Annotated in this window: 22 protein-coding genes; 17 read left to right on the forward strand and 5 right to left on the reverse strand. The window is 59.6% G+C overall.

The features are described 5' to 3' along the window. Nucleotides 1–5: 5 nt before the first annotated feature. The 3 genes from QP941_RS00315 (at nt 6) to QP941_RS00325 (ending at nt 2,859) form a co-directional block, all read left to right on the forward strand. Nucleotides 6–938: an ROK family protein gene (locus QP941_RS00315; RefSeq protein ID WP_284867614.1), complete on the forward strand. Its 933-nt coding sequence runs from the start codon at nt 6–8 to the stop codon at nt 936–938. A 23-nt stretch (nt 939–961) separates the two neighbouring features. Next, nucleotides 962–1,702: a lysophospholipid acyltransferase family protein gene (locus QP941_RS00320; RefSeq protein ID WP_284765750.1), complete on the forward strand. Its 741-nt coding sequence runs from the start codon at nt 962–964 to the stop codon at nt 1,700–1,702. Nucleotides 1,703–1,764: 62 nt separating this feature from the next. Beyond that, nucleotides 1,765–2,859: an acyltransferase family protein gene (locus QP941_RS00325; RefSeq protein WP_284867615.1), complete on the forward strand. Its 1,095-nt coding sequence runs from the start codon at nt 1,765–1,767 to the stop codon at nt 2,857–2,859. Here the strand turns inward: QP941_RS00325 and QP941_RS00330 are convergent. After that, the gene (locus QP941_RS00330; RefSeq protein WP_284867616.1) at nt 2,765–3,946 is read right to left on the reverse strand and encodes a glycosyltransferase 87 family protein; all 1,182 of its coding nucleotides are present in this window, start codon (nt 3,944–3,946) and stop codon (nt 2,765–2,767) included. The two genes, QP941_RS00325 and QP941_RS00330, sit on opposite strands and share 95 nt — an antisense overlap. A 74-nt stretch (nt 3,947–4,020) precedes the next feature. Between QP941_RS00330 and QP941_RS00335 the strand changes: the two genes are divergently transcribed. Together QP941_RS00335 and QP941_RS00340 are read left to right on the forward strand one after the other, a co-directional pair. Next, nucleotides 4,021–4,530, forward strand: coding sequence for a polyadenylate-specific 3'-exoribonuclease AS (locus QP941_RS00335; protein ID WP_284867617.1), 510 nt, complete (start codon nt 4,021–4,023; stop codon nt 4,528–4,530). A 44-nt stretch (nt 4,531–4,574) separates the two neighbouring features. Then, a complete protein-coding gene (locus QP941_RS00340; protein WP_225746712.1) occupies nt 4,575–5,963 on the forward strand; it encodes a class II 3-deoxy-7-phosphoheptulonate synthase in 1,389 nt (462 codons plus the stop codon). Here QP941_RS00340 and QP941_RS00345 read toward each other — a convergent pair. Beyond that, a complete protein-coding gene (locus tag QP941_RS00345; RefSeq protein WP_239278965.1) occupies nt 5,960–7,312 on the reverse strand; it encodes a protein kinase domain-containing protein in 1,353 nt (450 codons plus the stop codon). The genes QP941_RS00340 and QP941_RS00345 overlap by 4 nt on opposite strands. A 10-nt stretch (nt 7,313–7,322) precedes the next feature. Between QP941_RS00345 and QP941_RS00350 the strand changes: the two genes are divergently transcribed. Continuing rightward, nucleotides 7,323–7,727: an Rv2175c family DNA-binding protein gene (locus tag QP941_RS00350; RefSeq protein ID WP_080970387.1), complete on the forward strand. Its 405-nt coding sequence runs from the start codon at nt 7,323–7,325 to the stop codon at nt 7,725–7,727. Here the strand turns inward: QP941_RS00350 and QP941_RS00355 are convergent. Genes QP941_RS00355 through QP941_RS00365 form a run of 3 tightly spaced genes read right to left on the reverse strand, consistent with a single transcriptional unit; the run spans nt 7,696 to nt 10,879 of the window. Then, nucleotides 7,696–9,186 (reverse strand): alpha-(1->6)-mannopyranosyltransferase A, encoded by a 1,491-nt coding sequence (locus tag QP941_RS00355; protein ID WP_284768527.1) that lies wholly within the window; start codon nt 9,184–9,186, stop codon nt 7,696–7,698. The two genes, QP941_RS00350 and QP941_RS00355, sit on opposite strands and share 32 nt — an antisense overlap. A gap of 8 nt (nt 9,187–9,194) precedes the next feature. After that, entirely contained in the window at nt 9,195–10,274 is a 1,080-nt protein-coding gene (locus tag QP941_RS00360) for a polyprenyl synthetase family protein (protein WP_239278979.1), read from the reverse strand. 50 nt (nt 10,275–10,324) lie between these two features. Next, nucleotides 10,325–10,879: a GNAT family N-acetyltransferase gene (locus QP941_RS00365; protein WP_239278962.1), complete on the reverse strand. Its 555-nt coding sequence runs from the start codon at nt 10,877–10,879 to the stop codon at nt 10,325–10,327. A 227-nt stretch (nt 10,880–11,106) separates the two neighbouring features. On the opposite strand from QP941_RS00365, the gene QP941_RS00370 reads away from it, so the two are divergent. From QP941_RS00370 to QP941_RS00420, 11 genes are all read left to right on the forward strand, one after another. Then, on the forward strand, nt 11,107–11,538 hold the full coding sequence (locus tag QP941_RS00370) for an SAV_6107 family HEPN domain-containing protein (RefSeq protein WP_239278961.1): 432 nt from the start codon (nt 11,107–11,109) through the stop codon (nt 11,536–11,538). Nucleotides 11,539–11,647: 109 nt separating this feature from the next. After that, on the forward strand, nt 11,648–12,046 hold the full coding sequence (locus tag QP941_RS00375; RefSeq protein ID WP_239278959.1) for a DUF3040 domain-containing protein: 399 nt from the start codon (nt 11,648–11,650) through the stop codon (nt 12,044–12,046). A gap of 450 nt (nt 12,047–12,496) precedes the next feature. Further along, a complete protein-coding gene (mraZ, locus tag QP941_RS00380) occupies nt 12,497–12,931 on the forward strand; it encodes a division/cell wall cluster transcriptional repressor MraZ (RefSeq protein ID WP_005324499.1) in 435 nt (144 codons plus the stop codon). A gap of 158 nt (nt 12,932–13,089) precedes the next feature. Next, nucleotides 13,090–14,130: a 16S rRNA (cytosine(1402)-N(4))-methyltransferase RsmH gene (gene rsmH, locus QP941_RS00385; protein ID WP_284768530.1), complete on the forward strand. Its 1,041-nt coding sequence runs from the start codon at nt 13,090–13,092 to the stop codon at nt 14,128–14,130. Then, nucleotides 14,127–14,921 (forward strand): cell division protein FtsL, encoded by a 795-nt coding sequence (gene ftsL / locus QP941_RS00390; RefSeq protein ID WP_284768531.1) that lies wholly within the window; start codon nt 14,127–14,129, stop codon nt 14,919–14,921. Before rsmH ends, ftsL begins: the two co-directional genes overlap by 4 nt. Nucleotides 14,922–15,116: 195 nt before the next feature. Next, entirely contained in the window at nt 15,117–16,988 is a 1,872-nt protein-coding gene (locus tag QP941_RS00395) for a peptidoglycan D,D-transpeptidase FtsI family protein (RefSeq protein ID WP_370658848.1), read from the forward strand. Nucleotides 16,989–16,997: 9 nt separating this feature from the next. After that, nucleotides 16,998–18,533, forward strand: coding sequence for a UDP-N-acetylmuramoyl-L-alanyl-D-glutamate--2,6-diaminopimelate ligase (locus QP941_RS00400; RefSeq protein WP_284867618.1), 1,536 nt, complete (start codon nt 16,998–17,000; stop codon nt 18,531–18,533). A gap of 2 nt (nt 18,534–18,535) precedes the next feature. Further along, a complete protein-coding gene (locus QP941_RS00405; RefSeq protein WP_284867619.1) occupies nt 18,536–20,065 on the forward strand; it encodes a UDP-N-acetylmuramoyl-tripeptide--D-alanyl-D-alanine ligase in 1,530 nt (509 codons plus the stop codon). A gap of 30 nt (nt 20,066–20,095) precedes the next feature. Further along, complete coding sequence (mraY, locus tag QP941_RS00410) at nt 20,096–21,202, forward strand: phospho-N-acetylmuramoyl-pentapeptide-transferase (protein WP_284867620.1); 1,107 nt, start codon at nt 20,096–20,098, stop codon at nt 21,200–21,202. Between the two features lie 42 nt (nt 21,203–21,244). Next, nucleotides 21,245–22,636, forward strand: a complete 1,392-nt coding sequence (murD, locus tag QP941_RS00415; protein WP_284867621.1) for a UDP-N-acetylmuramoyl-L-alanine--D-glutamate ligase — start codon at nt 21,245–21,247, stop codon at nt 22,634–22,636. 29 nt (nt 22,637–22,665) lie between these two features. Then, nucleotides 22,666–24,060, forward strand: a complete 1,395-nt coding sequence (locus tag QP941_RS00420) for an FtsW/RodA/SpoVE family cell cycle protein (RefSeq protein ID WP_284765762.1) — start codon at nt 22,666–22,668, stop codon at nt 24,058–24,060. The last annotated feature ends 18 nt before the right edge of the window (nt 24,061–24,078 follow it).

A 24,078-nucleotide genomic window follows, 5' to 3' on the forward strand; every position in this document is an offset into this window, starting at 1 on the left:
TATGCATGCTTAAGAACAACTCCGCCGATCTGACTATCGGCTTCGACGTCGGTGGCACCAACGTGCGCGGCGGAGTGATCACTCGGGAGGGTGAGATCCTCGCGAGCCGCACGGTTCCCACTTCCATGGACGCCGAGCAGCTGGAAGCGGATATTGTGGGCATCGTCGATGAGCTACGCGCTGACTATGAGGTGGACGCCGTCGGCCTCGCCTTGGCGGGTTTTTTGGATCCTACGTGTGAGGTAGTGCGCTTCGCCCCGCACCTTCCTTGGCGGCACGCCAACGTCCGAGAATCGCTTTCGCATAAACTCGGTATGCACGTGCGTTTGGAGCATGATGCCAATTCCGCCGCGTGGGGTGAGTGGTGCTTTGGCGCTGGCCGCGGAGCTGAGGATTGGGTTTTCTTTGCGGTAGGAACAGGAATTGGCGCGACGTTGATGACGCATGACACTATTTACCGCGGGGCGTTTGGTACCGCCCCAGAATTTGGGCATATCGTGGTGGTCCCCAATGGTCGGCAGTGCTCCTGCGGCAAGCGAGGCTGCTTGGAACGCTATGCCTCCGGTACCGCGTTGCCGGATACCTGCGCTGATCTGCGTGGAAGCTATGAGACCTCGCTGCCGGCTGATCCCACAGGCAAGGAAATTACCCAGGCCGCGCGGCGTGGAGATCCGCTTGCCGTCGCGGTGATGGAAGACTTCAGTCGGTGGCTGGGCCAGGGCCTATCCATTGTTGCTGATGTTTTGGATCCGGAGCTCATCGTGCTCGGCGGCGGCGTATCCCAAGATGCGGACCTCTACCTCGAGGGCGCTGCCCAAGCCATGGGACAGGACATTGTCGGGGCAGGGCATCGCCCCCTCGCACGTGTTGCCACCGCAGAATTAGGGTCGGCAGCGGGTATGATTGGCGTAGCCGATTTGGCCCGCAGCGGCCGTTAAAACTAACAAAGGACGACCTGGCGATGAAAAACAAGTGGTACTGGGCTTTTAAGCACATCTTCTTCGGACCCGCCCTGCGAGTATGGAATCGCCCGTGGACCGAGGGCATCGAGAAAATCCCCGCTGAGGGCCCTGCGATTTTGGTGTCGAATCACCAGGCGGTTATGGATTCCTTCTTCTTTCCTTTGGTGTGCCCGCGCCAGATCACGTTTCCGGCTAAGTCAGAATACTTCACCACTCCTGGCCTTGTTGGTAGCCTGCAAAAGTGGTTCTTTACCTCGGTAGGCCAGGTCCCCATCGAGCGCGATAGCGAGGACGCTGGCGACGCCATCGTGGAAACCGCAGAAGGCATTTTGTCCCGTGGCGATCTCTTCGGTATCTATCCGGAAGGAACTCGTTCCCCAGATGGCCGTGTGTACAGGGGACGCACCGGCATGGCGCGTATCGCCATGGAGACTAATCAGCCAGTATTTCCCATCGCGATGATCAATTCGCGCAAGGCCAATCCCATTGGCTCGTGGATTCCCCGCCCCTTCAAGGTGGGCGTGCGGGTAGGAGACCCCATCTGGCCGCATGAGTGGGCCAAGGAGCGCGGGATGAATCCGGCCGAGCATGAGACTATCCGCGCCTTCACCGACTTTGTGATGCGCAATTTGGCCGAGCTGAGCGATAAGCCTTATGTTGATGTGTACGCCTCCGATGTGAAGGCTTCGCTCAAAGCCGGCCATGGTTACCCCGCCGGCGCTGAATACAAGGGGAGGTAATCACTATTCCCAAGGCCCGCTTAGCTTGGCCAGATACCGCTAAAGGCGTATCCATTATCGGCGTGGTGCTCTTGCACGTCACGCTGGTGGTTCCGGAAGGTGAGCTAACGTGGTTGGCTGACCTAAACATGTGGCTGGATCCCCTTCGCCTGCCCTTGTTTTTCCTCGTATCCGGCTATTTCTCTACCAAGATCTTTCGCTATTCATTCAGCGAGCTTTTTACACGCCGCCTGTGGTTCTTCCTCGTGCCCTATACGGTGTGGATGACCGTTGAGCTGTGGACTAAGCGCATCGAGTATCACTGGGTATTTGGTGATCCGTATCTGCAGCTTTCTGATCTGCTCTATAACCTCCTGTTGGGTCATACCATGGCGTGGTTCATTCACGCGCTCATCTTTTTCAATATATTTTTGTGGGCCGTGCGCAGGTTGCCCTCGTGGGCGGGTATAAGTCTGAGCTTTGCGCCGTTGCTGCTTATAGCCTGGCAGGATCATTACTTCTTTATTGGCAAGGCAATCATGTTCTTGCCCATCTTCGTCGGTGCGGCCTACCTTCGCGGGCCTATTACGCGGTTTGCCGACGCCGCCGAAGCACCCTTCAAAGGCACCTTCCGCAAGGCCTCTATGTGGGCATATGGTGTGGCAATCATTAGCTACATCGCGGGACTTACCATCCGGCACACCTGGAATGCCGTCGAAGGCGAGGTAGCGGTGCAGTGGCCACTGCCAGGCGGGGATTTTCTTGGCCGAGGCGATCTAGACCTACTGATTCGCTTTGCGGAGCAGACGCTTGAAACCCCAGCGGGCATCGTTGGTGCTGTCCTTATTAGCCATATTTCGGCTCTGTCCACTGTTGTAAAGTTCGTGGGCCGGCATACCCTGCCCATTTACTTGGCCCACCCAATCGGCATGACGCTGGGGTACGGCTTCTTCATGGCCCACCGCGATTACGTGGTGAGCCTTGCTGGCCAGTGGCCGCTGGAAAATACCTGGTTCTGGATCGGAATGTGCTTCTTCTACTCCGCTGCGGCATCGGTAGCGCTTTGGGCGCTCGGGAAGGTTCCTATCCTTGGCTGGACGCTGGTTCCGCCGCGGATTGATAAACGCCGGCCCGTCGTAGAGCCAATGGTAGCGAGCAAAGAACCAGCAGAGCGGTAACGATGGCGTAGTCATTGCCCACGATGTGCTGCCACCATGCCCAGTCCAGCTCTTGGTCATTGGCATGGGGGACAAGCCAATGCCCGCGGGCGAAAAGCGCCAGCCATGTCAGCGCACCGAGCGCCCAGTGGCGCTGCGCCACTAGCAGCACGCCCGCCAATACTAGCCAGGTGAAGTGGTGTGACCATGACACGGGCGAGCACAGGAGCGATACTGAAGCGGCCAGCAGCATGAGTACCGCCTGGTTCCCGTGAGAGAGGCGCTCCATGGCAAACCACACGATGGCGACGACGAGGACAACGGCCACGAGCCACAGCTTTTCAGCGTGTTCGGGGACTAGGCGGCTAAACAAACCGCGCAGAGATTGGTTGGAGCTATAGGCAAGTCCACCGATGCGGTTGGAATCGCGCAGTGTTTCGCTCCAGTACTGGATGGAGCTATGTGGATTACAGGCGAAGGCGATAAGTCCAGCTGCCAGAAAGGAACCCAGGGCGCTGAAAAATGCGCGCCATTCGCGGCGGACGAAAAATACGGCAAGGAATACCGCAGGGGTGAGCTTGATCGCCATAGCGATACCGGTGAGCACGCCCCTGCCGCGTCCGGGGCGCAGCCAGAGAATATCGACCACTACGAGTGCGGTGAGCAGGATGTTGACCTGCCCGAAGCTGAAGGTCTCCGTAATCGGTTCAGTAAGCATCGCCGCTAGAAGCGCCCAGCCTGCCCATCCCGGGCAGCCAAGAGAGCGCAGGACCAGGGCAACGCAGACCCAAAGGGCAAAAAAGGAGGCGACAGATACGAGGATGCTCGCGGCGGTGAGGGGAATCCAGCTCAGCGGGGCAAAAAGCAGCGCCGCAAAGGGGGGATAGGTGAAGGGAAGAGAGACATCGCGATTGCTGCCAACGAGGTAGTCCTTGGCATAGAGGTCGCTGCCAAAGCCGGCCCCGCCTTCGCGATAAACATCGAGGTCAATGTGGTAGTAGGTGGAGAAATTGCCGGAGAAAAGCGCCGGGATATCAATGAGCCACCAGAGGGCCACGAAGGCAGAGAGGCACAAGGGCAGAGCAGTAAACCACAAAGATTTCTTCACGCCAGAAGTCTACAACCGTCTCTTTAAGGGGCCAATTTATCGCCGCAGACTAGGCGGCGCTAGGCTTGGGAGACGTGCGCTACTTCTATGACACCGAATTTATCGAAGATGGACAAACCATTGAATTGGTCTCCATCGGCATCGTCGGTGAGAATGGCAGCGAGTACTACGCCGTGTCTACGGATTTCGATCCGTCCAAGGCCAATTCTTGGGTCAAAGACAATGTATTGGCCAAGTTGCCCAGCCCGCGGGACCCAGTATGGAAACCTCTGGCGACCATTCGCACGGAGGTCTTCGAGTTCCTGACCCAGAGCTCAACTCCAATAGAGCTGTGGGCGTGGGTGGGCGCTTATGATCATGTGGTTTTGGCGCAGCTGTGGGGCGATATGGCCGGACTGCCTAAACGCATGCCACGCTATACCCGCGAGCTGAAGCAGTACTGGGAGTTTGCGGGGCGTCCCAGCCTGCCGGCTGTCCCTAAGGGCAATCACGATGCGCTTGTCGACGCCCGCCATAACCTCGCCAAGTTCCGTGCCTGCGCCCAGGTGCTTCCGCTGTCTAAAGGCAATAGAATTAATATCTAGAATTTAACTAACGCGCGATAGGCGCTTGATGGTTAAATAGCAGTGTGAGTTGGACAGTAGATATTCCGCAAGGCGTTCTCCCAGACCTCCCGCCATTGCCCGCCGGCATCGAAGAGGTTTTCCAGGACGTCATCAAGCGTGACGCAAAGCAGCAGCCCAGCTGGGATACTTCCCAGGCCGATAACGTGCGCAAGATTCTCGAGTCCGTGCCGCCCATCGTGGTTGCGCCCGAGATCGAGGCGCTCAAGAAGAAGCTGGCAGACGTTGCCTTGGGTAACGCATTTTTGCTGCAGGGTGGCGATTGCGCGGAAACCTTTGAGTCCAATACTGAGCCGCATATCCGTGGCAATGTGAAAACGCTGCTGCAGATGGCCGTGGTGTTGACCTACGGCGCATCCGTGCCCGTGGTTAAACTCGGACGCATCGCCGGCCAGTACGCCAAGCCACGTTCTTCCGATACGGACTCCAATGGTTTGTTGAATTACCGCGGTGACATTGTCAATGGCGTGGAGCCGACCGATGAGGCTCGTCGCCACGACCCGGCCCGAATGATCCGCGCTTACGCGAACTCTTCGGCGGCAATGAACCTCGTGCGTTCTTTGACCTCTTCCGGCACTGCGGATCTTTACCGCCTGCATGAGTGGAACCGCGAGTTCGTGCGCAAGTCCCGCGCTGGTGCTCGCTACCAGGACTTGGCCCGGGAGATCGAAAACGGTTTGAACTTCATGAATGCCTGCGGCGTGCACGATGACACCCTGCGTTCAGCCGATATCTACTGCTCGCACGAGGCATTGCTGAAGGACTATGAGCGCTCCATGCTGCGCTTGGGCCAGGACAATAACGGCGATACCAAGCTCTACGATCTCTCCGCACACCAGGTATGGATTGGTGAGCGCACTCGTGGCATCGAAGATTTCCACGTGAACTTTGCGGCGATGATTGGTAACCCAGTGGGCATCAAGCTGGGGCCGGGCGTCACCCCGGAGCAGGCCGTGGAGTACGCGGAAAGGCTGGACCCGAATCGCGAGCCAGGCCGCCTGACCATGATTTCGCGCATGGGACACGATAAGGTGCGCACGGTTCTGCCTGCCATTGTCAAGGCAGTGGAAGACTCCGGCCACAAGGTGGTATGGCAGTCCGATCCGATGCACGGCAATACCTTCACCGCTTCTAATGGCTACAAGACTCGCCACTTTGACAAGATCGTGGATGAGGTCCAAGGCTTCTTTGAGGTTCACCGCGAACTGGGTACCCACCCGGGTGGCGTACACCTTGAGTTCACCGGTGAAGACGTCACCGAGTGCTTGGGCGGCGCCGAGGATATCACCGACGTGGATCTGCCGGGCCGCTACGAGTCGGCCGTGGATCCGCGCCTTAATACGCAGCAGTCGCTCGAGCTCTCCTTCCTTATCGCGGAGATGCTACGTAACTAAATCCACAGGTGCGGCGTCGTGCCGTAGAGCGAGGAGCCGAACCACCACCCGCCGATAGCCACTGCGCCCACCGCAATCGCGACCACTACTAAGTACAGCACTAGTGACAGCGGATTGCGGTTGGTCAGCGGACGCTCGGCGGGTTCTTCATGCGCGCTCTGGACCGGCTGCTCGGGGGCAGGAGCAGGTACCGGTGCAGGCGCAGAGGCAGCTGCCGGCGCAAATGGTTTGAGTGGGGGCTCGGACGCGGAATACGGCTGTGCCTGGGGGCGTGACAATGATTGCGGCTCCGGTTCTGGAGCGGCCCCGGCCTGCGGCAAATCCAGTTTCGTCTCAAAGCTAAGGCGCTGCGGTGGGATGACTTCAGTCGGGCCACCGTCGAGATGCTCCGTTTCACCCTGTGGAATGCTGCGGGTGGGTTCGAAAATTTCCGTGGCTCCAGTGCCAGAAAAATCCGTGGGTGCTTGTGCCGTGCGTGCCGCGGCAGCGTTCCTTGGCACGGGGATGGTCACGTCCGGAAGATCGAGCTCTCGGCAAACATCATCGAGCGCCTCGAGGAATTCTCCGGCGTCGGCGAAGCGCTCGCGAGGGTCGCGGGCAGTGGCGGTGGCCACGAGGGCGTCGACAAGCTTGGGCACCCCAGAAATCCGCGAGGACGGCGCGGGGACGTCGGAATCCAAACGGGCCGTGGCATGCGCTAGGGGAGTATCCCCCGAGAATGGAACGGTGCCGGTAAGAAGCTCGAAGAGGACAATGCCGGCTGAATACACGTCCGAGGCCGGTGTAATTTCTTCGCCTGTGACCTGCTCCGGCGCGAGATAGGACACGGTGCCCACAATCATGTCCGAGGTAGCCTCGGCATTGGTGGCACGCACCAGCCCAAAATCGCCCACCTTTACCCGGTGGTGGGAGGTAATAAGCACATTATCGGGCTTGATGTCGCGGTGGATGAGCCCGGTTGAATGCACCTCTTCCAAGCCGCGCAGAACATTGCGCAGGGTAGAGGCGGCCGCCTGCACTGGAAAGGGGCCACCCTCAGCCAATAGCTCGCGCAGCGTACCGCCATCGATGAGCTCCATGATGAGATAAATGGGCTCGCCGTCAGCGGAAAAATCGTGAATAGCTACGAGATTGGGATGCTGCAGGCGGGCCATGGCGCGAGCCTCGCGAGAAAAACGCTTGATAAAGACCGGGTCATCGGAATAGCGCTCGTCCATGACCTTGGCCGCGACCGCTCGCCCCAGCCGCATGTCCACGCAGCGATAGACGGTAGACATGCCACCGCGGGCAATGGGGCGATCGATCCGGTAACGGTTCTCCAGAACGTCACCAATTTCCAACCTAGTCATGCTTCCCAGTATGGCTGATCATCTAGCCCGCGTTAAAGTAGAGAACGTGACTAACCAAGAAAAATCCCTCGATTCCTTGCTCGCAAACGAAGAACTGCTCAGCATGCAGCAGGTGGCAGAAAAGCTAGACCTGCCCATCACCCGCGCTTATGACCTGCTGCAGGACCGAAAGTTTATTGCCTGGGATTCCCCAGAAGGAAAGCGCGTGCCGCTAGCCTTCTTCAACGACAAGGGCGTTATTGCCAAGCACGTAACTGCGGCAATTACCGTGTTGACAGACGGCGGCTATAAGGACGACGAAATCTTCAAGCATCTCTTCACCGAGGATGACTCGCTGCCGGGCCGCCCGATCGATGCCCTGCACGGTCACCTTGCCCGCGAGGTTATTCGGCGCGCGCAGGCTGCCGCTTTTTAGGCACGTCTTCAAAGATCCACTGGGTGGCAAACCATGCCACCACAATCATGCCGATGACCCAGAACCAGTTGTAGAGCTGGTGATTGCCATCGCCAGAGAACGAGACGCCGATAAACAGGGCCACGCCGGTCGTGAATTTGATAAGCCAGAGCGGCGGCCGGAAGGTGCCCATCAGGGTGAAGATTGAGGCGTAGTACCACGGCAGAGTCACGGCATTGAAAACAAAGGCAACTTGGTACGCGGCCGCGGTGCCCATAATGGCGTCGCGGTTGTCCTTGCGGCAAAGCCACCACACCGCCACCAGCCCAATGAGCATGCAAGCCATGGCGATGCTGCGCAGGACGGCCAGGATGGCGTTATAGGACGCATCCGGCATAAATATTTGTACCGCTGGGAAGATAATATCGGTGGCCAAGGTGGGACCTGCCAGCGGGTTAATCACCTTGGAATTGCCGCTTACCTGCGATAGCCAGCCCCACGACGTGCCGGAAACCCACGTGATGAGGGCCACTGCGGCGATGATTTCTGCCACTGCGGCGATGCCAGATAGCACAAAGACAGCAAGTTGTCGCCACTTACTGGAGCCCTTGGGAGCGTAGTGGTGGAGCATCATCCATACGATAAACGGTGCCGCAATAACCGCAGTTGCCTTCATAGCCACGGCCGTGCCCACGAGGATGAGGGCGGCGTGGAAGCGCTTATGCAATGCCGCTAGCAGGCCGATAGACACGATCCCCACCATGAGTGACTCATTATGCATGCCGCCGATAAGGTGCAAGATAATGACTGGATTAGCTACACCAAGCCACAGTGCTACCGCAGGATCCGCGCCGAGTTTGCGGGCGATGCGGGGGATTGACCAGGCGATGGTAACAAACCCGAGCAGAGAAAGAATCTTATAGATCACCACGCCTGCAGTGACGTTATCGCCTACCAGGCTGGTGACCAGTTCTCCTATCCACAGGTGAAGGGGACCATAAGGCGTGGTGGTATTGCGCCAATCTTGAGATACCTCAAGGAGGAAGGGTCCGGGGTTAACGGCGGCACCTTCGGTATACGGGTCGAAGCCATCGCGAACCATAGCACCTTGCATGAGGTAGGAATACACATCGCGTGAGGCCAATGGCCCGGCTAATAAAAGGGGAGCTACCCAGGCGATGAGGATGCGCTGGATGTCGCGCAAGCCGCCCTCGGGGAGAGGATTTTTGAGCTGCGGGCGAATGATGGTGCGCCCAGCTAGCACCCACGCTGCGGCTAAGAGGAAAATACCCACCCAGTACAGCGCGAGGCCGAGATTGCGCCCGTGTCCATAGGACAAGAAGCCGATATTTAATGCTTCGAGGAGTCCTCCACGGTTGCGGGTGGCACCGCCAGAGAAGGACGCGAGCAGTAAAATGCAGGAGGCAGATAGCCCTAGCGGCAGCGCGCGCGGAATGGGAAAAGAGTACGTCTTTGCCACGGCACAACCTACTTGCGGCGAGCAGTAGCCTTGATAGCCAACTGCTCTAGGGTTTCGGTGACCGCGGGATCTACCTGTGCGGAGTGCAGGTGTTGCAGTCCCGATTGTGTTAGGGAATCGATGCGGCGCTCAATTTCTTCTGGTGCGCCCGAATCAGCGATGATCTGGGCCAAGCGCGATAGCTCCTGGGGATCTGAGGTGCGGCCAATGAGCTTGCGCAAGGTAGCAGCAGCTTGTGGATCAGACTCATCCGCGCGCTGGAGCGCTAGCGCTAGAAGTTCGGTTCGCTTGCCTTCGCGCAGGTCATCACCGGCAGGTTTGCCGGTCACCGCGGGATCGCCAAAAACACCCAGCTGATCGTCACGCAACTGGTAGGCAATGCCAATATCGTGCCCATAGCCGCGGAAGGCAGCGATAAGTTCCTCGCTTGCACCGGCGATAGCGGCGCCCAAGTGCAGCGGGCGTTCAATGGTATAAGCGGCCGTCTTATAACGGTTGACCGAATTGGCAAGCTCTACCGATTCGGAACCTGCCGCCTCCAAAGAGATATCCAAGAGCTGCCCGCCGATAACCTCAGTGCGCATGCCGCGCCAGGGGCCGCGAGCACGGTGCAAAGCGGCCGCACTCAGGCCGGAATCTTGGAACATGTCCTCTGCATACACCAGTGCTAAATCGCCTACCAAGATTGCCACGGAGGTGCCGAAGAACTCTGGATCCCCTAGGTACTCCGATTCGCGGTGCAGCTTTTCGACGCCCCGGTGCACCGTAGGATTGCCGCGACGGGTATTGGAAGCATCGATAATGTCATCGTGGATAAGGGCGCAGGCCTGGATAAATTCCAAAGAGGCGGCCGCGCGGAGCATGGCCGCGGGATCTTCTTCTCCTCGACCTGCGGCGAGGTAGCCCGCCCAGGCATAGGTAGGTCGTACTCGCTTGCCACCGTCAAGCACGAAGGATTCCAAAAAGCTCACGGCCTTGGTCACAGGGGCGCCGATTTCGGCCACCTGCTCTCGGCGTTGATCGAGAAAGGTGGCGAGTTCCTCGCGCACCGCACCGGGGATGTCCGCAAGCTCAGGAATATTCTGCATAGTCACACCCCACACGATACCGGCTAGGCTGCGCAAGAAATAACAGAGGTTTACAGCGGCAGGCTTGCGCCCAATATGGCAAAGGGGCGAGCATCGGCGGGGTAGAGATGATCACGGAGGACATCGAAGAAGCCGACGGCTCTATAAAGACGGAAGGCACCGTTATCCTCGTTCGGCACCTCGGGTGTGGACAACAGCGCATAGCGCGCCGGGGCATTCCACAGCAATCCTTCCAAGAGCTTTCTGCCTAGGCCGTGCCCCTGGTACTGCGGCAAGACGTGGATCTCAGCCAGCTCAAAGTAGTTGCGCACAATGTCCCACTGCTCTTCGGTGGGCCCGCCTTGTAGGCGGAGCCCGCGGCGAAGTTCAGCGTCCCACCAGCTATCTGGGGAGCCTAAGAACCCATAGGCCACGCCGACGATGCCATTTTCATGGGTGACAATCTGCGCGCCGAATCCGGGGCGGGTCACGTCATTTCGCCAGCTTGAAATGCGGCTATGCAAGATTGCGGGATTGTAGTGCATTGCCTCGATGTAAATCTCAACCAACTGTGGGGCTAGCAGGGAGAATTCTGGCGGGGTTAGGCGGCGAATTTCAAAGCTCACTCTTCCTATGACACCAGAAGTCTGTGGCGGAGGGAAAGCAGGGCTCGCTATGTTCTTCGAAATTCACAAAATTGAATCGAACAAGAAGTCTGGAAAAAGCGTGTGGCCAGCTATTAACGTTGCTTAAATCGAACAGGTGAACTATGCTCGGGGGTGAAATGTCTAGCGGCTTGCTTAGGGTCAGGGGCAGTTCAACGACGTTATTTATTTAGTTAAGGACAGAGGCAATGGCACAGATTATTTCGGCAACGCGTACCCATTCTCTTGGGCGAGAAGGTGGCAAGCGGGCACGTTTTCTCTTCCAGGCGCGAGAATTATTAGACGCTGCGCGCGGTTATGCGGCTGAGGGACGATTCGATCAAGCTTTAGAGGTGGCGTACCAATCGGCTTTACGTACTGCTGGCGCACGAGTAGCTGCATCTGTCGTGGCTCGGCGCCGCCGCCTTCCCTCCAGTGCATGGGATCGGTTAGCGCTCGTCGGTGTGGAAGGCAAACGGTGGGCTGAATCCTTTAAGGGATATTCGCGGACTCGTGCGCGCGTGTCTTCGGGGCTGGATGAAGCGCCGAGCGAGGAATATGTTTATGGTCTCATGCAGCATGCCGCACAATTTTTGGATGAAAGTGAGACAGGGACTACTTTCGGCGCTTTTGCTGCGTAGTCACTCCGTGGGGGCGCTCACTACCTTTTGGGGAACATACTGATTATTCTGGGCGTTAGTATAGGTAGAACCATTACCGCCCGAAGCTCAATCCCTAGTTGGAGGAACAGTGTCCCTTTCTGAGCAGGAGCAGCGTACGCTCCGTGAAATTGAGGAATCGTTACTTGCTGACGATCCTAAGTTTGGCGCTTCCGTTTCTGAGCCTACGTCGTTCGGCGGATCCGGCGGTGCGGTAACCCTCCGAGGTGTAGCGCTCGTTGTGGTTGGCCTTTGCATGCTTGTCGGCGGTGTTGCTCTCGCGCAGCAAAGCCTGTGGTTTATCGTGCTTTCTATCGCGGGCTTTTTGGTGATGTTTGCCGCAGGTGTGTGGATGCTGCGCGGAGATGGATCTGGGCATTCCGCCCAGGGCCATTATTCCAGCGCTCGTGCAAAGAAATCCGCGTCCCGCAGTGGTGGAGTCAGTGGCAAGTTGGAGGAAAACTTCCGTCGCCGCTTTGAGGAGCGTTAGCGCTTTTTAATTTAGTTCGCCCCGGTTGACCCAGTGAGGGTCAACCGGGGCACTTTTGTATCTCGCCAAAATTCCCCACTTTGCCCCACGGATGAGGCGCTGGGTGGGCAATCGTGGGGTAGTTGCCCCATGGGCTTAGGTAAAAGTCCTCGATAACACAGCATATGGGGTCGGTGGGTGGAGTGGGGCGCATTATATTGGTGTTACGGGTGGGGTGAGTGGGGTGATTGTAGTGAGCTGTCAAGGCCTTTCGCGGGATTTCTTCCCACTGGAAAAACCATTATCTAGCTGCACGTAATCGAGAGCTATCTGAGGGACACGCCGCTTTAAGTGGGTTAGGTGGGGGAAAGTGGGGTAGAGTGGGGCGCAGCGGAGGAAAGAGGGGCTTAAGGGCCTCGATTCTGAAGTAAGAGAATCCGGAGTTTTCGAGTAAGGAAGGTGGACGCCGGGATGTTTCTCGGAACCTACACTCCGAAGCTCGATGACAAGGGACGTCTTACGCTTCCGGCAAAGTTTCGCGATGAACTCGCGGGTGGCCTCATGGTCACCAAGGGGCAGGACCACTCGCTGGCCGTGTACCCGCGGGAGGAATTTGCGGCACGCGCGCGGAAGGCTGCGGCAGTTTCTCGAACCAACCCAGAAGCACGTGCTTTCATCCGTAACTTGGCAGCAAGTGCGGACGAACAGCGGCCGGACGGGCATGGGCGCATTACGTTGTCCGCGGGGCATCGGGAATATGCGAACTTGTCTAAGGAGTGCGTTGTGGTTGGCTCTGTGGACTTTCTCGAAATTTGGGACGCAGCCGCGTGGGCTGAGTACCAGTCGCAAACTGAAGATGCTTATTCGGCAGCAGATGCCGATGACGTACTGGCGGGCTTGCTCTAAGCCTGCACAAGAGTGCGTGTAAGGACTCTGTCCGAGGCGGATGATTCTGGTGTACTTCCCCGATATCAGAAACCTGCCTCGGACAGGGCCCTATACGCACTCGCATGCTTTCCACCACTGGAAGTCAGGGAATTTGAGAAAGGGGGTTGCGGGGAGACATGGCTACTAAAGACCTTAATTATGACGTGGCGGATAACCACGGCCACGTGCCAGTCATGCGCGAGCGCATGGCCGATCTCCTGCGCCCCCAGGTAGAGGCGGCGGGGGATAAGGCCGTGCTTGTCGACGCCACCTTGGGCGCCGGCGGTCACACTCGCTACTTCCTGGAATCTTTCCCCAAAGCTCGAGTCATTGGCGTTGACCGCGATAAGCAGGCGCTGCGCAATGCCACCGAACGTCTTGCGCCCTACGGCGATCGCTTCGTTGGTGTTAATGCACGATTCGATGAGCTGGGCAGCGCCATCGCGGAAGGGGAGGGCGATATCTTTGATTCGGCCCGCACCGTAGGCATTGCCGGCGCTCTTTTTGACCTTGGTGTTTCCTCCATGCAGCTAGACCAGGCTGACCGCGGATTCGCTTATAAGGCGGATGCACCGCTGGATATGCGCATGGACCCTTCGCAAGGGATTACTGCGGCAGATGTACTCAATACCTATTCGCACGGCGATTTGGCTCGCGTCCTCAAAACCTACGGTGATGAGCGTTTCGCGGGAAAAATTGCCTCCGCCGTGTTGAAAGAGCGCGACAAGGAGCCTTTCGAGAACTCCGCGCGGCTCGTTGAGCTGCTATATGATGTCATTCCCGCTGCGACCCGCCGTACCGGAGGGCACCCCGCCAAGCGCACCTTTCAGGCGCTGCGGGTTGAGGTCAATCGCGAGTTGGAGGCTATCGAAAATGTCCTGCCGGTCATAACCCAGGCGCTTTCAGAAGGTGGCCGTGCCGTATTCATGAGCTACCAATCTTTGGAAGACCGCATCGTTAAAGCAGCCTTCAAAGAACTGACCACTTCCAAGACGCCGGCTGGGTTGCCGATGGATCTTCCGGGCACCGCGCCGAAGTTCAAGATCGTTACGCGCGGGGCGGAAAAGGCCTCTGAAGAGGAAATTGTGGAAAATTCGCGAGCTGCGTCGGTGCGTGTTCGTGCCATCGAAAGACTCGAGGGAATGCCAGAATTTCTACCGCCGGGAGGCAGGCAATGAGCACCATCCCACGCCGCAACCACCTAAAGACTGACAGCCGCGACAGAGAGGCCACTCGCACCATGGGCGCCAGCCGAGACTTCACCACCGGAATCGATACCGGAGCCCCGACGGCGCTGCGCGAGCGTCCCAGCACTAAGCGTGCTCCGAGCCGCACTCGCGTGCCGCACCGCAGCACGAAGCGCCTAGGTTCGAAGCAAGTAGTGAGCTTCCGCGGACGCCAGCTGCAGCCGCAAACGAAGAAGAACGGGCTCCTTACCCGGTTGGGCGTCATTTCCCTCACCCTGCTTATCGTCGGTGTGGCCTTGGCCATGTGGCTGTCTGGTCTGTCTACCAAGCAAACCTTTGCCATCCAGCAGCTCACCGTGCAGGATTCCCAACTGGATAACCAGATTGAGACCCTCAACCGCGATGCGGAAAATCTCAGCTCTTCTGCTGATATTGCGCGCCGCGCGGATGAAATGGGAATGGCTATTCCTAAGCAGCCGGGTATTGCGGAAGTTGGCGGCGATGGAAAGATCGTCGACAAGCGCGAAGGCACCCCGGATACCGAAAAGCTCATTGATGTCAACGGTGAACCAATCCGCCCGGGCCAGGCTTCCAGCGACCCAAAGGATACGGAGGGGATGTCGGATTCCCTCAATGCCGTGCCACAGGGACAGCAGCGCACCAGCAATGGTGGCGATGCCGACCGTAATTCCGATCGTGAGGCCGGCGAAGCTGATGCCGCCCAGAACAATGCGCGACCCAACCTTCCGGCCCGTGCGCCGTATGCCAGCCGCGCCGAGTAGCTAGGGAAGAATAATCGGTGAAAAAGATGATGCTCGCGCGTGGTGGCGCGGGCATTCTCACTTTTGTAGGGCACAATCAATACACGCAAGAAATTGTGGCGGAAATAGGGAAGGTGACACTGGACTGTGACTACGCCAAGTAAGGCTAGGCGCCGCCCGCGCCGCTCTGCCAGCTCCGCGGTGCCGCAAAAGAAAATGATGCGCAAACGCCTGCGCATCATCGTATCCGTGGTGCTCGTGGCGATGGTCGTCCTCGCTGGCCGCTTGGCGTGGGTGCAGCTTGTGTGGGGCCCGGATCTTTCCGCCAAAGCCGTCACCCAGCGTGAGCGCGTCTATATTGAGCCGGCCCGGAGGGGAGAGATCTTAGACCGCGATGGCCAGCGCTTGGCCTACACGATGAAGTCTCGTTCCTTGACCGTCTCGCCGACCCGCCTGCGCGATGAGCTAAAAGACAAGGCCGAGATCGAGGCCCAAAAAGATGGCTCGACCGAGGGCATGGATGATAAAAAGCTGGATAGCTTCCTCACCAAGAAGATGGAGGAGACCCTCAAGGACATGTCTGAGGGAATCCCGAAGCTGATTGAGGATTCCGGCGCCTCGACCTCCAAGGTGGATAAGGACGACATCCTCAATAAGCTCAAAGCCGATACCCAGTATGAGGTACTGGTGCGCAATGTCGATCCGGATGTTGCCGTAGAGATCGCCAATAAGTACCACGGAGTGGCAGCGGACCGCCAAGACATCCGCCAATATCCCAACGGTGCCATTGGTGAAAACGTTGTGGGCAAGGTGTCGATGGATGGCCATGGACAGTTCGGTTTCGAGGCCGCGCGCGATACGGAACTTACCGGCATTGACGGCCAGTCCACCGAGGACGTATCCGCGGATGGCCAGGTAATTCCAGGCACGCTGCGCGACGTCGTGGATACCGTTGATGGTCGCGACGTCACCCTCACTTTGGATCTGGACCTGCAGACTTACGTTCAGCAAAAGTTGGAGAAGGCTAAGGCCAACTCCAAGGCTTCTGGTGCGGAAGCAGTGGTCCTCGATGCTGCCACCGGCCAGGTGCTTGCCATGGCCAATACCGATACCGTGGATCCCAATAAGAATGTTGAGGATCAGCTCGATGAAGGCAAGGACTTTGAAAACCGCAGCGTCTCCCATCCTTATGAGCCGGGTTCTGTAGCCAAGGTGGTTACCGCGGCTGCTGCACTGCAGGAGGGTGTGACCACCCCGGATGAGGTGCATCAGGTCCCCGGCTCCATCGATATGGCGGGCGTGACGGTCAACGATGCATGGGAGCACGGCACCGAGCCGTATACGACCACCGGCATCTTTGGTAAATCCTCCAACGTCGGCACCTTGATGATCGCCGATAAATTGGGCCAGGAAAAGTACGCCGAGTACCTCAAGAAGTTTGGGTTGGGCAATACCACCGGCGTTGAGCTGCCGAATGAATCGGCCGGTAGCGTGCCGGACTTGGAGCAATGGTCCGGCGGCACCTTCGCTAACCTGCCTATTGGTCAGGGCCAGTCGTGGACCACCTTGCAGATGGCCAGCGTGTATCAAGCGTTGGCCAATGGTGGCGAGCGTATCGAGCCGCGCATCATTGACTCGGTCAAGGGGCCGGATGGCAAGGACGAAAAGCTAGAGGAACCGGAAAAGAACCAGGTGGTAAGCCCGGAGACCGCCAAGACTACGGTGGATATGTTCCGCGCCGTCTTCCAAGACGATGATGCAGGCCTGCAAAACGGTACGGCCGGCAATGCGCAGCTAAAGGGCTATCAGCTTTCCGGTAAGACCGGTACGGCCCAGAAGGTGGACCCAAATACCGGGGCGTATTCGAATTCCGCCTATTGGATCACCTTCGCCGGCATTGCACCGGCCGATGATCCGCGCTTCGTTGTCGCCGTCATGCTGGATGAACCCAAGTCCGGCGTGGAGGACAATGGAGGCGGCGGCCAGTCGGCGGCACCTATCTTCCGCGATATCGCCTCGTGGCTACTTAATCGTGACAATATTCCAACTTCGAAACCAGCACCGCGGCTGACCCTGCGGGCACAATAGGAGCTTAGTATGACCGTTTCTTTGGATACTCTCGCCCAGCTTTCTGGTGGGCGCGTCATTGGTGATGCCTCCGTGGAGGTCTCCGCGTGCGGGCTGGATTCTTCCCGTTTGCCGGAAGGCGCGCTCTTTGCCGCCCTGCCGGGCACGCGCGTACACGGCGCGCAGTTCGCTCGCGATACCAAGGCTGGAGCTGTGCTTACCGACGCCGCCGGGCTCGACCTGCTTACCAAGGCCCAAGAGACCCGCCCCATCTTGGTGGTGGAGGATATTCGAGCCGTGCTCGGTCCAATCTCCGCTGAGATATATGGCCACCCGACCCGTGACCTGACGGTCATCGGCGTTACCGGCACCTCCGGCAAGACCACCACCAGCTACCTGCTGGAGGCCGGACTGCTTCACGCCGGGCATTCCGTGGGCCTAATCGGGACCACCGGTACCCGTATTAACCGCACGCCGGTTCCCACCTCGCTGACCACGCCAGAGGCGCCGACCCTGCAAGAGCTTTTCGCGCGCATGAAGGACGAGGGCGTTACCCACGTGGTGATGGAAGTGTCTTCGCATGCGCTGGAGCTGGGACGCGTGCGCGGAACTCGGTTTGCGGTAGGCGGGTTTACGAACCTGAGCCAGGACCACCTCGATTTTCACCCCACCATGGAGGACTACTTCCAGGCTAAGGCGAAGCTTTTCGCTGGGGAGCAGGCGGCCGAGCGAGCTGTCCTCTGCATCGATGATGAGTGGGGCGAGCGCATGCGCGGCGTCGCCAAGAGCGCCGGCCACCCAGTTACTACGGTTGCCACCCAGGGCGCTTCGGCCACGATTAGCGCGCGCCAAACCGCCACCGAGGCCACCGGTGCCCAAGAGGTAGCCCTGAATTATGACGGCGCTGATTTCACCTTCCGGCTGCCGCTGCCTGGCGAGTTCAATATCGCCAATGCGTGCTTGGCACTCGGCATGGCCACCGCGGTAGGAGAGGACCCGGCGGAGTTTCTGGCGGGAGTGGAAAAGGTCGCAGTCCCCGGCCGTATGGAGCGCATCGACCGCGGCCAAGACTTTGTGGCCGTGGTGGACTACGCGCATAAGCCAGCGGCCATCGCTGCGGTGCTCGATACCCTGCGCGGCCAGCTGGAGGGAACCACGGGCCGCGTCGGCATCGTCGTCGGCGCCGGCGGAGACCGCGATAGTTCTAAGCGCCCCATCATGGGCGCAGCCGCAGCCAGCCGCGCTGACCTTACCGTGGTTACCGATGACAACCCGCGCTCCGAGGACCCCGCCACCATTCGCGCGGCGGTGATGGCGGGCGCACGGGAAGCCGCCCCGCAGGGCGATATCCGCGAGGTCGGCTCCCGCGCCCGTGCCATCGATGAGGTCGTCGATTGGGCCGAGCCGGGCGATGCCGTCATCGTCGTGGGCAAGGGCCACGAGGTGGGACAGCTCGTGAACGGAAAGACCTTGCACTTTGATGACCGCGAGGAAATGGCCCGCGCCATCGAGGAAAAGCTGGCCGGAACCCCGCACCGCGATACCCTTGGGGATGCGAAGGAGTAGACATGATTCCACTTTCTATTGCCGATATTGCCGAAATTACCGGGGGCAGCCTCGATTGCGTGCCTGACCCGGACCAGCGCGTTACTGGGTTCATCGAATTCGATTCCCGCAAGGTGACAAAGGGCGGGCTTTTCCTTGCCTTGCCCGGTGCCCGCGTGGATGGCCACGATTATGCAGAAAAGGCCATCGAGCAGGGCGCAGTGGCGGTGCTGGCGGCGCGGCCGGTGGGGGTTCCGGCGGTCGTCGTCAAGCCCCAAGGCCGCGTTACCGGTGATGCCGCCAACGCGGATATCTATGCCCACGACGAGGACGGCTCGGCCGCCGCGGTGGTGCAGGCGCTTTCCGATATCGCGCGGGAGGTCACCCGCCGCCTGACCGCCGAGCAAGGCCTAGACATCGTGGGCGTAACCGGCTCGGCAGGTAAAACCTCCACCAAGGACCTGCTCGCCACGATTTTCCGCGCTGAGGGCGACACCGTCGCCCCTCCCGGCTCGTTCAATAACGAGGTCGGCCTGCCGTATACCGCTTTGCGCTGCGATGAGCACACCCGTTTCCTGGTTGCCGAAATGTCTGCCCGCGGCATCGGTCATATCCGCCACCTGACCACCATCACCGCGCCTACTGTCGGCGTGGTACTCAACGTTGGTACCGCGCACTTGGGTGAGTTTGGCTCACGCGAGAATATTGCCCAGGCCAAAGGTGAGCTCGTGGAAGCCTTGCCCTCGGCCGCTGAGGGCGGCGTCGCCGTGCTCAATGCTGATGATCCCTTCGTCGCGGGCATGGCGCCGCGCACCTCAGCCAAGGTCGTCTACTACTCGGCCAATAAGCCGCCGGCTTCCGACGCCCAGTACTACGCCAGCGATATCCAGCTCGATGACGTCGCCCGCCCCTCGTTTGTGCTGCATGCGCCGGGAACGGACCCACTTCCGGTGAAGCTGCAGGTCTTTGGCAAACACCAGGTCTCTAACGCTTTGGCAGCGGCCGCCGCGGCTATTGAATCGGGCATGGACCCGCAGGTGGTAGCTAATGCGCTATCCGGGCACCAGAATGCCTCGGAACACCGCATGGACGTGCGTACCCGCCGCGATGGAGTAACCACCATCGACGATTCCTATAACGCCAACCCCGATTCCATGCATGCGGCCATTGCCGCGCTGGCCTATACCTCGGCCGCCCGACCGGATGCCCGCGCCATCGCCGTGCTCGGTGAGATGGGCGAGCTCGGCGGAGAAGCGGTGGCCGCCCACCGCGCATTGGGAGAGGTGCTTTCCAAGTACCACGTTGATCACCTCGTGGCCGTGGGAGACAACGATAATATGAGGGCCATGGTTGAGGCCGCACAGGCGCGGGGTATAAATACTACTATCAGCCCGGATGTTGACGCCGCTGCGGCGGCGGTCGAAGACATCATCAGGGTAGTGCCTGCCGGCATCGAAGATTGGACCGGGCGCGAGGCCAAAGATGTAGTCCTCATCAAGTCGTCGAATGCCCAGCGCCTGTGGCGCGTGGCAGAACAGCTCAATCGCCGTTAGTCCTCAGTACAAGGAGAAAGACCTCTAGCAATGACTCAGATCATTATCGCGGGCATCCTCAGCTTCCTCGTCGCGATCTTTACCACTCCCATGTTGGTGCGCTACTTTTCCGGGGTAGGCAAGGGGCAAGAAATTCGCGAGGACGGGCCGCAGCTGCACTTGCGCAAGCGCGGCACGCCCACCATGGGCGGTCTGGCGATTTTGCTGGCCATCACCGTGGCCTACCTCGTAGTGGGAATTTATGCCCGCGTGACTGGCAACGTTGGTTTTAGCCCCTCTGGTCTCTTGGTTTATTTCCTCACGATGGGCCTTGGCGGGTTGGGCTTTGCCGATGACTTCATCAAGCTATTTAAAAAGCGCAACCTTGGCCTGAACAAGACCGCCAAGCTGGGAGGGCAGCTGGCTGTGGCGCTCATCTTCGGCATTTTGGCGCTGCAGTTCCCAGACGAGCACGGATTGACGCCAGCGTCTACCAACCTTTCTTTCGTTCGCGATTTTGAAACCTTCGACATCGCCGTGGGCGGTGCCGTCATTGGTACCATCGTTTTCCTAGTCTTTCTTTACCTACTCATTGCTGCGTGGTCGAACGCCGTGAACCTCACCGACGGACTCGACGGCTTGGCCGCAGGCACCACCGCGATGGTGATGGGTGCCTATGCACTGATTTCCTTCTGGCAGTTCCGCAACTCTTGCGCCGTGTCGCCAGCGGCAGGGTGCTATGAAGTTCGCGATCCGCTCGACTTGGCCGTGCTGGCTGCAGCTGGCCTGGGTGGTTGCTTGGGCTTTTTGTGGTGGAATGCCGCACCGGCAAAGATCTTCATGGGCGATACCGGTTCGCTTGCGCTCGGCGGCCTCGTCGCCGGCCTATCGGTGACCACTCGCACCGAGCTGCTCATGATCATCATCGGCGCCATCTTCGTGATTGAGACGGTCTCCGTAGTTATCCAGATCATCGTCTTCCGCAGCACCGGAAAGCGCTTTTTCCGCATGGCGCCCATCCACCACCACTTTGAAAATGGTGGCTGGGCCGAGACCGCCGTGGTCACCCGCTTCTGGCTGCTGAGCGCCATGGCTGCTATTGCCGGCGTATGCATCTTCTACGGCGACTGGCTGTCTGCCGTCGGCTTTGCTTCCTAAGACTCACGCCTTTTTAGCTTTATCGAGGAAAGAGGAATTGAGATGACCGAGTTGCCATCCTCGTTGCGCGGGCGAGTGCTCGTGGCCGGGGCGGGAGTATCGGGGCGCGGTTGCGTCGCTATGCTGGCAAGCCTCGGGGTGGAAACCACCGTGGCAGATTCCAACCAGACCGCGCTGGCGGAATTGGCGGAGGAGTACGGGGTAGCAACCATCTCCGTCGATTCCGCCGCCCAAGGCGATTTTGACCTTGTGGTTACTTCGCCGGGCTGGCGTCCCGATTCGCCCTTGTTGGTCGCCCTCCAGGACGCTGGGGTAGAGGTTATCGGCGACGTGGAGCTCGCGTATCGCCTGGATCGCGCGGGCGTCTTCGGCGCGCCGCGCACCTGGCTGGTAGTTACCGGAACCAACGGCAAAACCACCACTACCGGTATGTTGGCCCAGATCATGCAGGCAGATGCCCAGCGCACCGGCAAGCGCGCACTGGCGGTGGGCAATATCGGCGTGTCGCTTTTCGACGCCCTCACGGCCACCCCTCGCGTCGACGTTCTCTGCGCCGAACTATCTTCTTTCCAGTTGCATTGGTCGAGCCATTTGCGCCCGGATGTGGGCGTGCTACTGAATTTGGCTGATGACCACCTGGATTGGCACGGTTCGTTCGATGCCTATGCCCGCGCGAAGGCCAAGGTGCTCTCCGGTGACGTCGCTGTGGTGGGCAAGGATGACTCCGAGGCGGTCCGCTACGCCGCAGATACCGCAGCCCTCTACGGCTTTACTGCCTCTGAACCTACACAGGGAGAGGTGGGCGTAAGCGCCGGCCGTCTTGTCTCGCGGCTTAACGAGCAGCGCGAGGATCTCGCGTCCGCAGAGGGCATTGAGCCCGCCGGCCTGGCAGGAGTCCTAGACGCTGCGGCCGCAGCCAGCGTCGCGCGTCTGGCAGGCGCCACCCCGGAGGCCATTGCGCAGGGGCTGGCCGCATATACCGTCGCCGGGCACCGCGGCGCTGTGGTCCATGAGCATTCCGGCATCACGTTCATCGATAATTCCAAAGCCACCAACCCGCACGCGGCGGATGCGGCGCTCAAGGGGCTCAACTCCGTGGTCTGGATTGCCGGCGGGCAGTTGAAGGGCGCGGAGGTAGACGGGCTCGTCGCCAAGCACGCCGCCCACATCAAAGCCGCGGTAGTCCTGGGCGTGGATAGGGAAGCGGTTGCCCGGGCCCTCGCCGCCCACGCGCCGCATGCCCCAGTGGACGTCATCGAAACGCAGGAGCCTTTCGCAGCCATGAATGCTGCGGTGGAGGCTGCACTGCAACACGCCGACGCCGGGGATACCGTTCTTTTGGCGCCGGCTGCGGCATCGTTGGATATGTATACCGGCATGGCTCAACGCGGTGATGTATTCGCCGCGGCCGCGCGGGAGCTTACCCGTAACTAGAGCTATAGATTTAAGGATCAGGAGAACACATGACGGCCACTTCCCAGCAGCGCCCGCGCTCCAAGAGTTTTGGCGACCGCGTTCGCGAGCTGCGCGAGCGAGCCCGCCAGGAAGCAGGCCTTGATTATCAGCTGCTGCGCCTAATCATCTTTTTCCTCGTGGGCATCGGCGTGCTCATGGTCTTTTCTTCCTCCATGGCCACTTCCCTGACCGAAGACGGCGGAGTATGGAATCAGGCATTGCGCCAGTGCGTGATGGTGTTCTTAGGCCTCGTTGCCTTTTGGTTTGGTCTCAAGGTGTCGCCGCATACCCTGCGCAAATGCGTGCCGTGGATTGTGGGTTTGTCCATCATTTTGCTCATTGCGGTGCTGATCCCCGGCGTGGGTACCGGCCGTGAAGAGGTAGGTTCCCAGTCCTGGATTTACTTGGGTCCGTTCTCCCTGCAGCCCTCGGAGCTTGCCCGCATCGCCGTAGGCATGTTTGGTGCGACCGTATTGGCGGATAAGGAGCACAAATCCATGAAGGTGACAGATCCCTTCATGATGTACTCCCTCATTGCCGGCGTTATGTTCTTGCTCATCGTCTTTCAGGGCGACTTGGGTATGGCTTTGTCCTTTGCCCTCGTGGTTGTCTTCACCCTGATTTTCGCGGGTGTCGACTGGCGCGTTCCGGCGACCATCGGCGTCGCAGCCGTGTGTGGTTTGCTGTTTATCTTCCTTTCTGGCGGCTTCCGCTCCAACCGCTTCCACACCTATTTCGACGCCCTAGTGGGCAATATCTCCGATACTCAAGGTACTGGTTTCCAGTCCTATCAGGGCTTTCTCTCGCTTGCCGACGGCGGCTTCTGGGGCGTTGGCATTGGCCAATCCCGTGCCAAGTGGTTCTACCTGCCTGAGGCGAAAAATGACTTTATTTTCGCCATCGTAGGTGAGGAACTCGGCTGGTGGGGCGGTGCGCTCGTCATCGTGCTATTCGCCGCGTTGGGCTATGTCGGCCTGCGCACCGCGATGCGCGCGCAGAACCAGTTCCAGTCCCTGCTCGCTGCCACGCTGACTATCGGTGTGGTCACGCAGGCCTTCGTGAATATTGGCTATGTCATTGGCCTGCTGCCGGTGACCGGTATTCAGCTGCCCATGATTTCTGCCGGCGGTACCGCGGCGATCATCACGATTGGCTCGATGGGCATTCTGTGCAATGTGGCGCGTCATGAGCCGATGCAGATTTCCGCCATGCAGAACTTTGGCCGCCCGCTGTTCGACCGCCTCCTTTTCATCGGCGAGCCGCAACCGGTGCCGAAGCCGAAGAAGAAGGGCCGTCACGCTCGTCCGCAGGAGCCGCGGTCCCGCGTGCGCGAGGAGCGCTTTGGCCGCCCCGTGACCGGAAGCGGCCGCCGCTATCCGCGCGCCGAGCGCCGCTATCGGTAGGTGGCGCTGGTAGCCTTT

It is taken from the genome of Corynebacterium sp. MSK150, from assembly GCF_030229215.1.
Taxonomy (GTDB): Bacteria; Actinomycetota; Actinomycetes; order Mycobacteriales; family Mycobacteriaceae; genus Corynebacterium.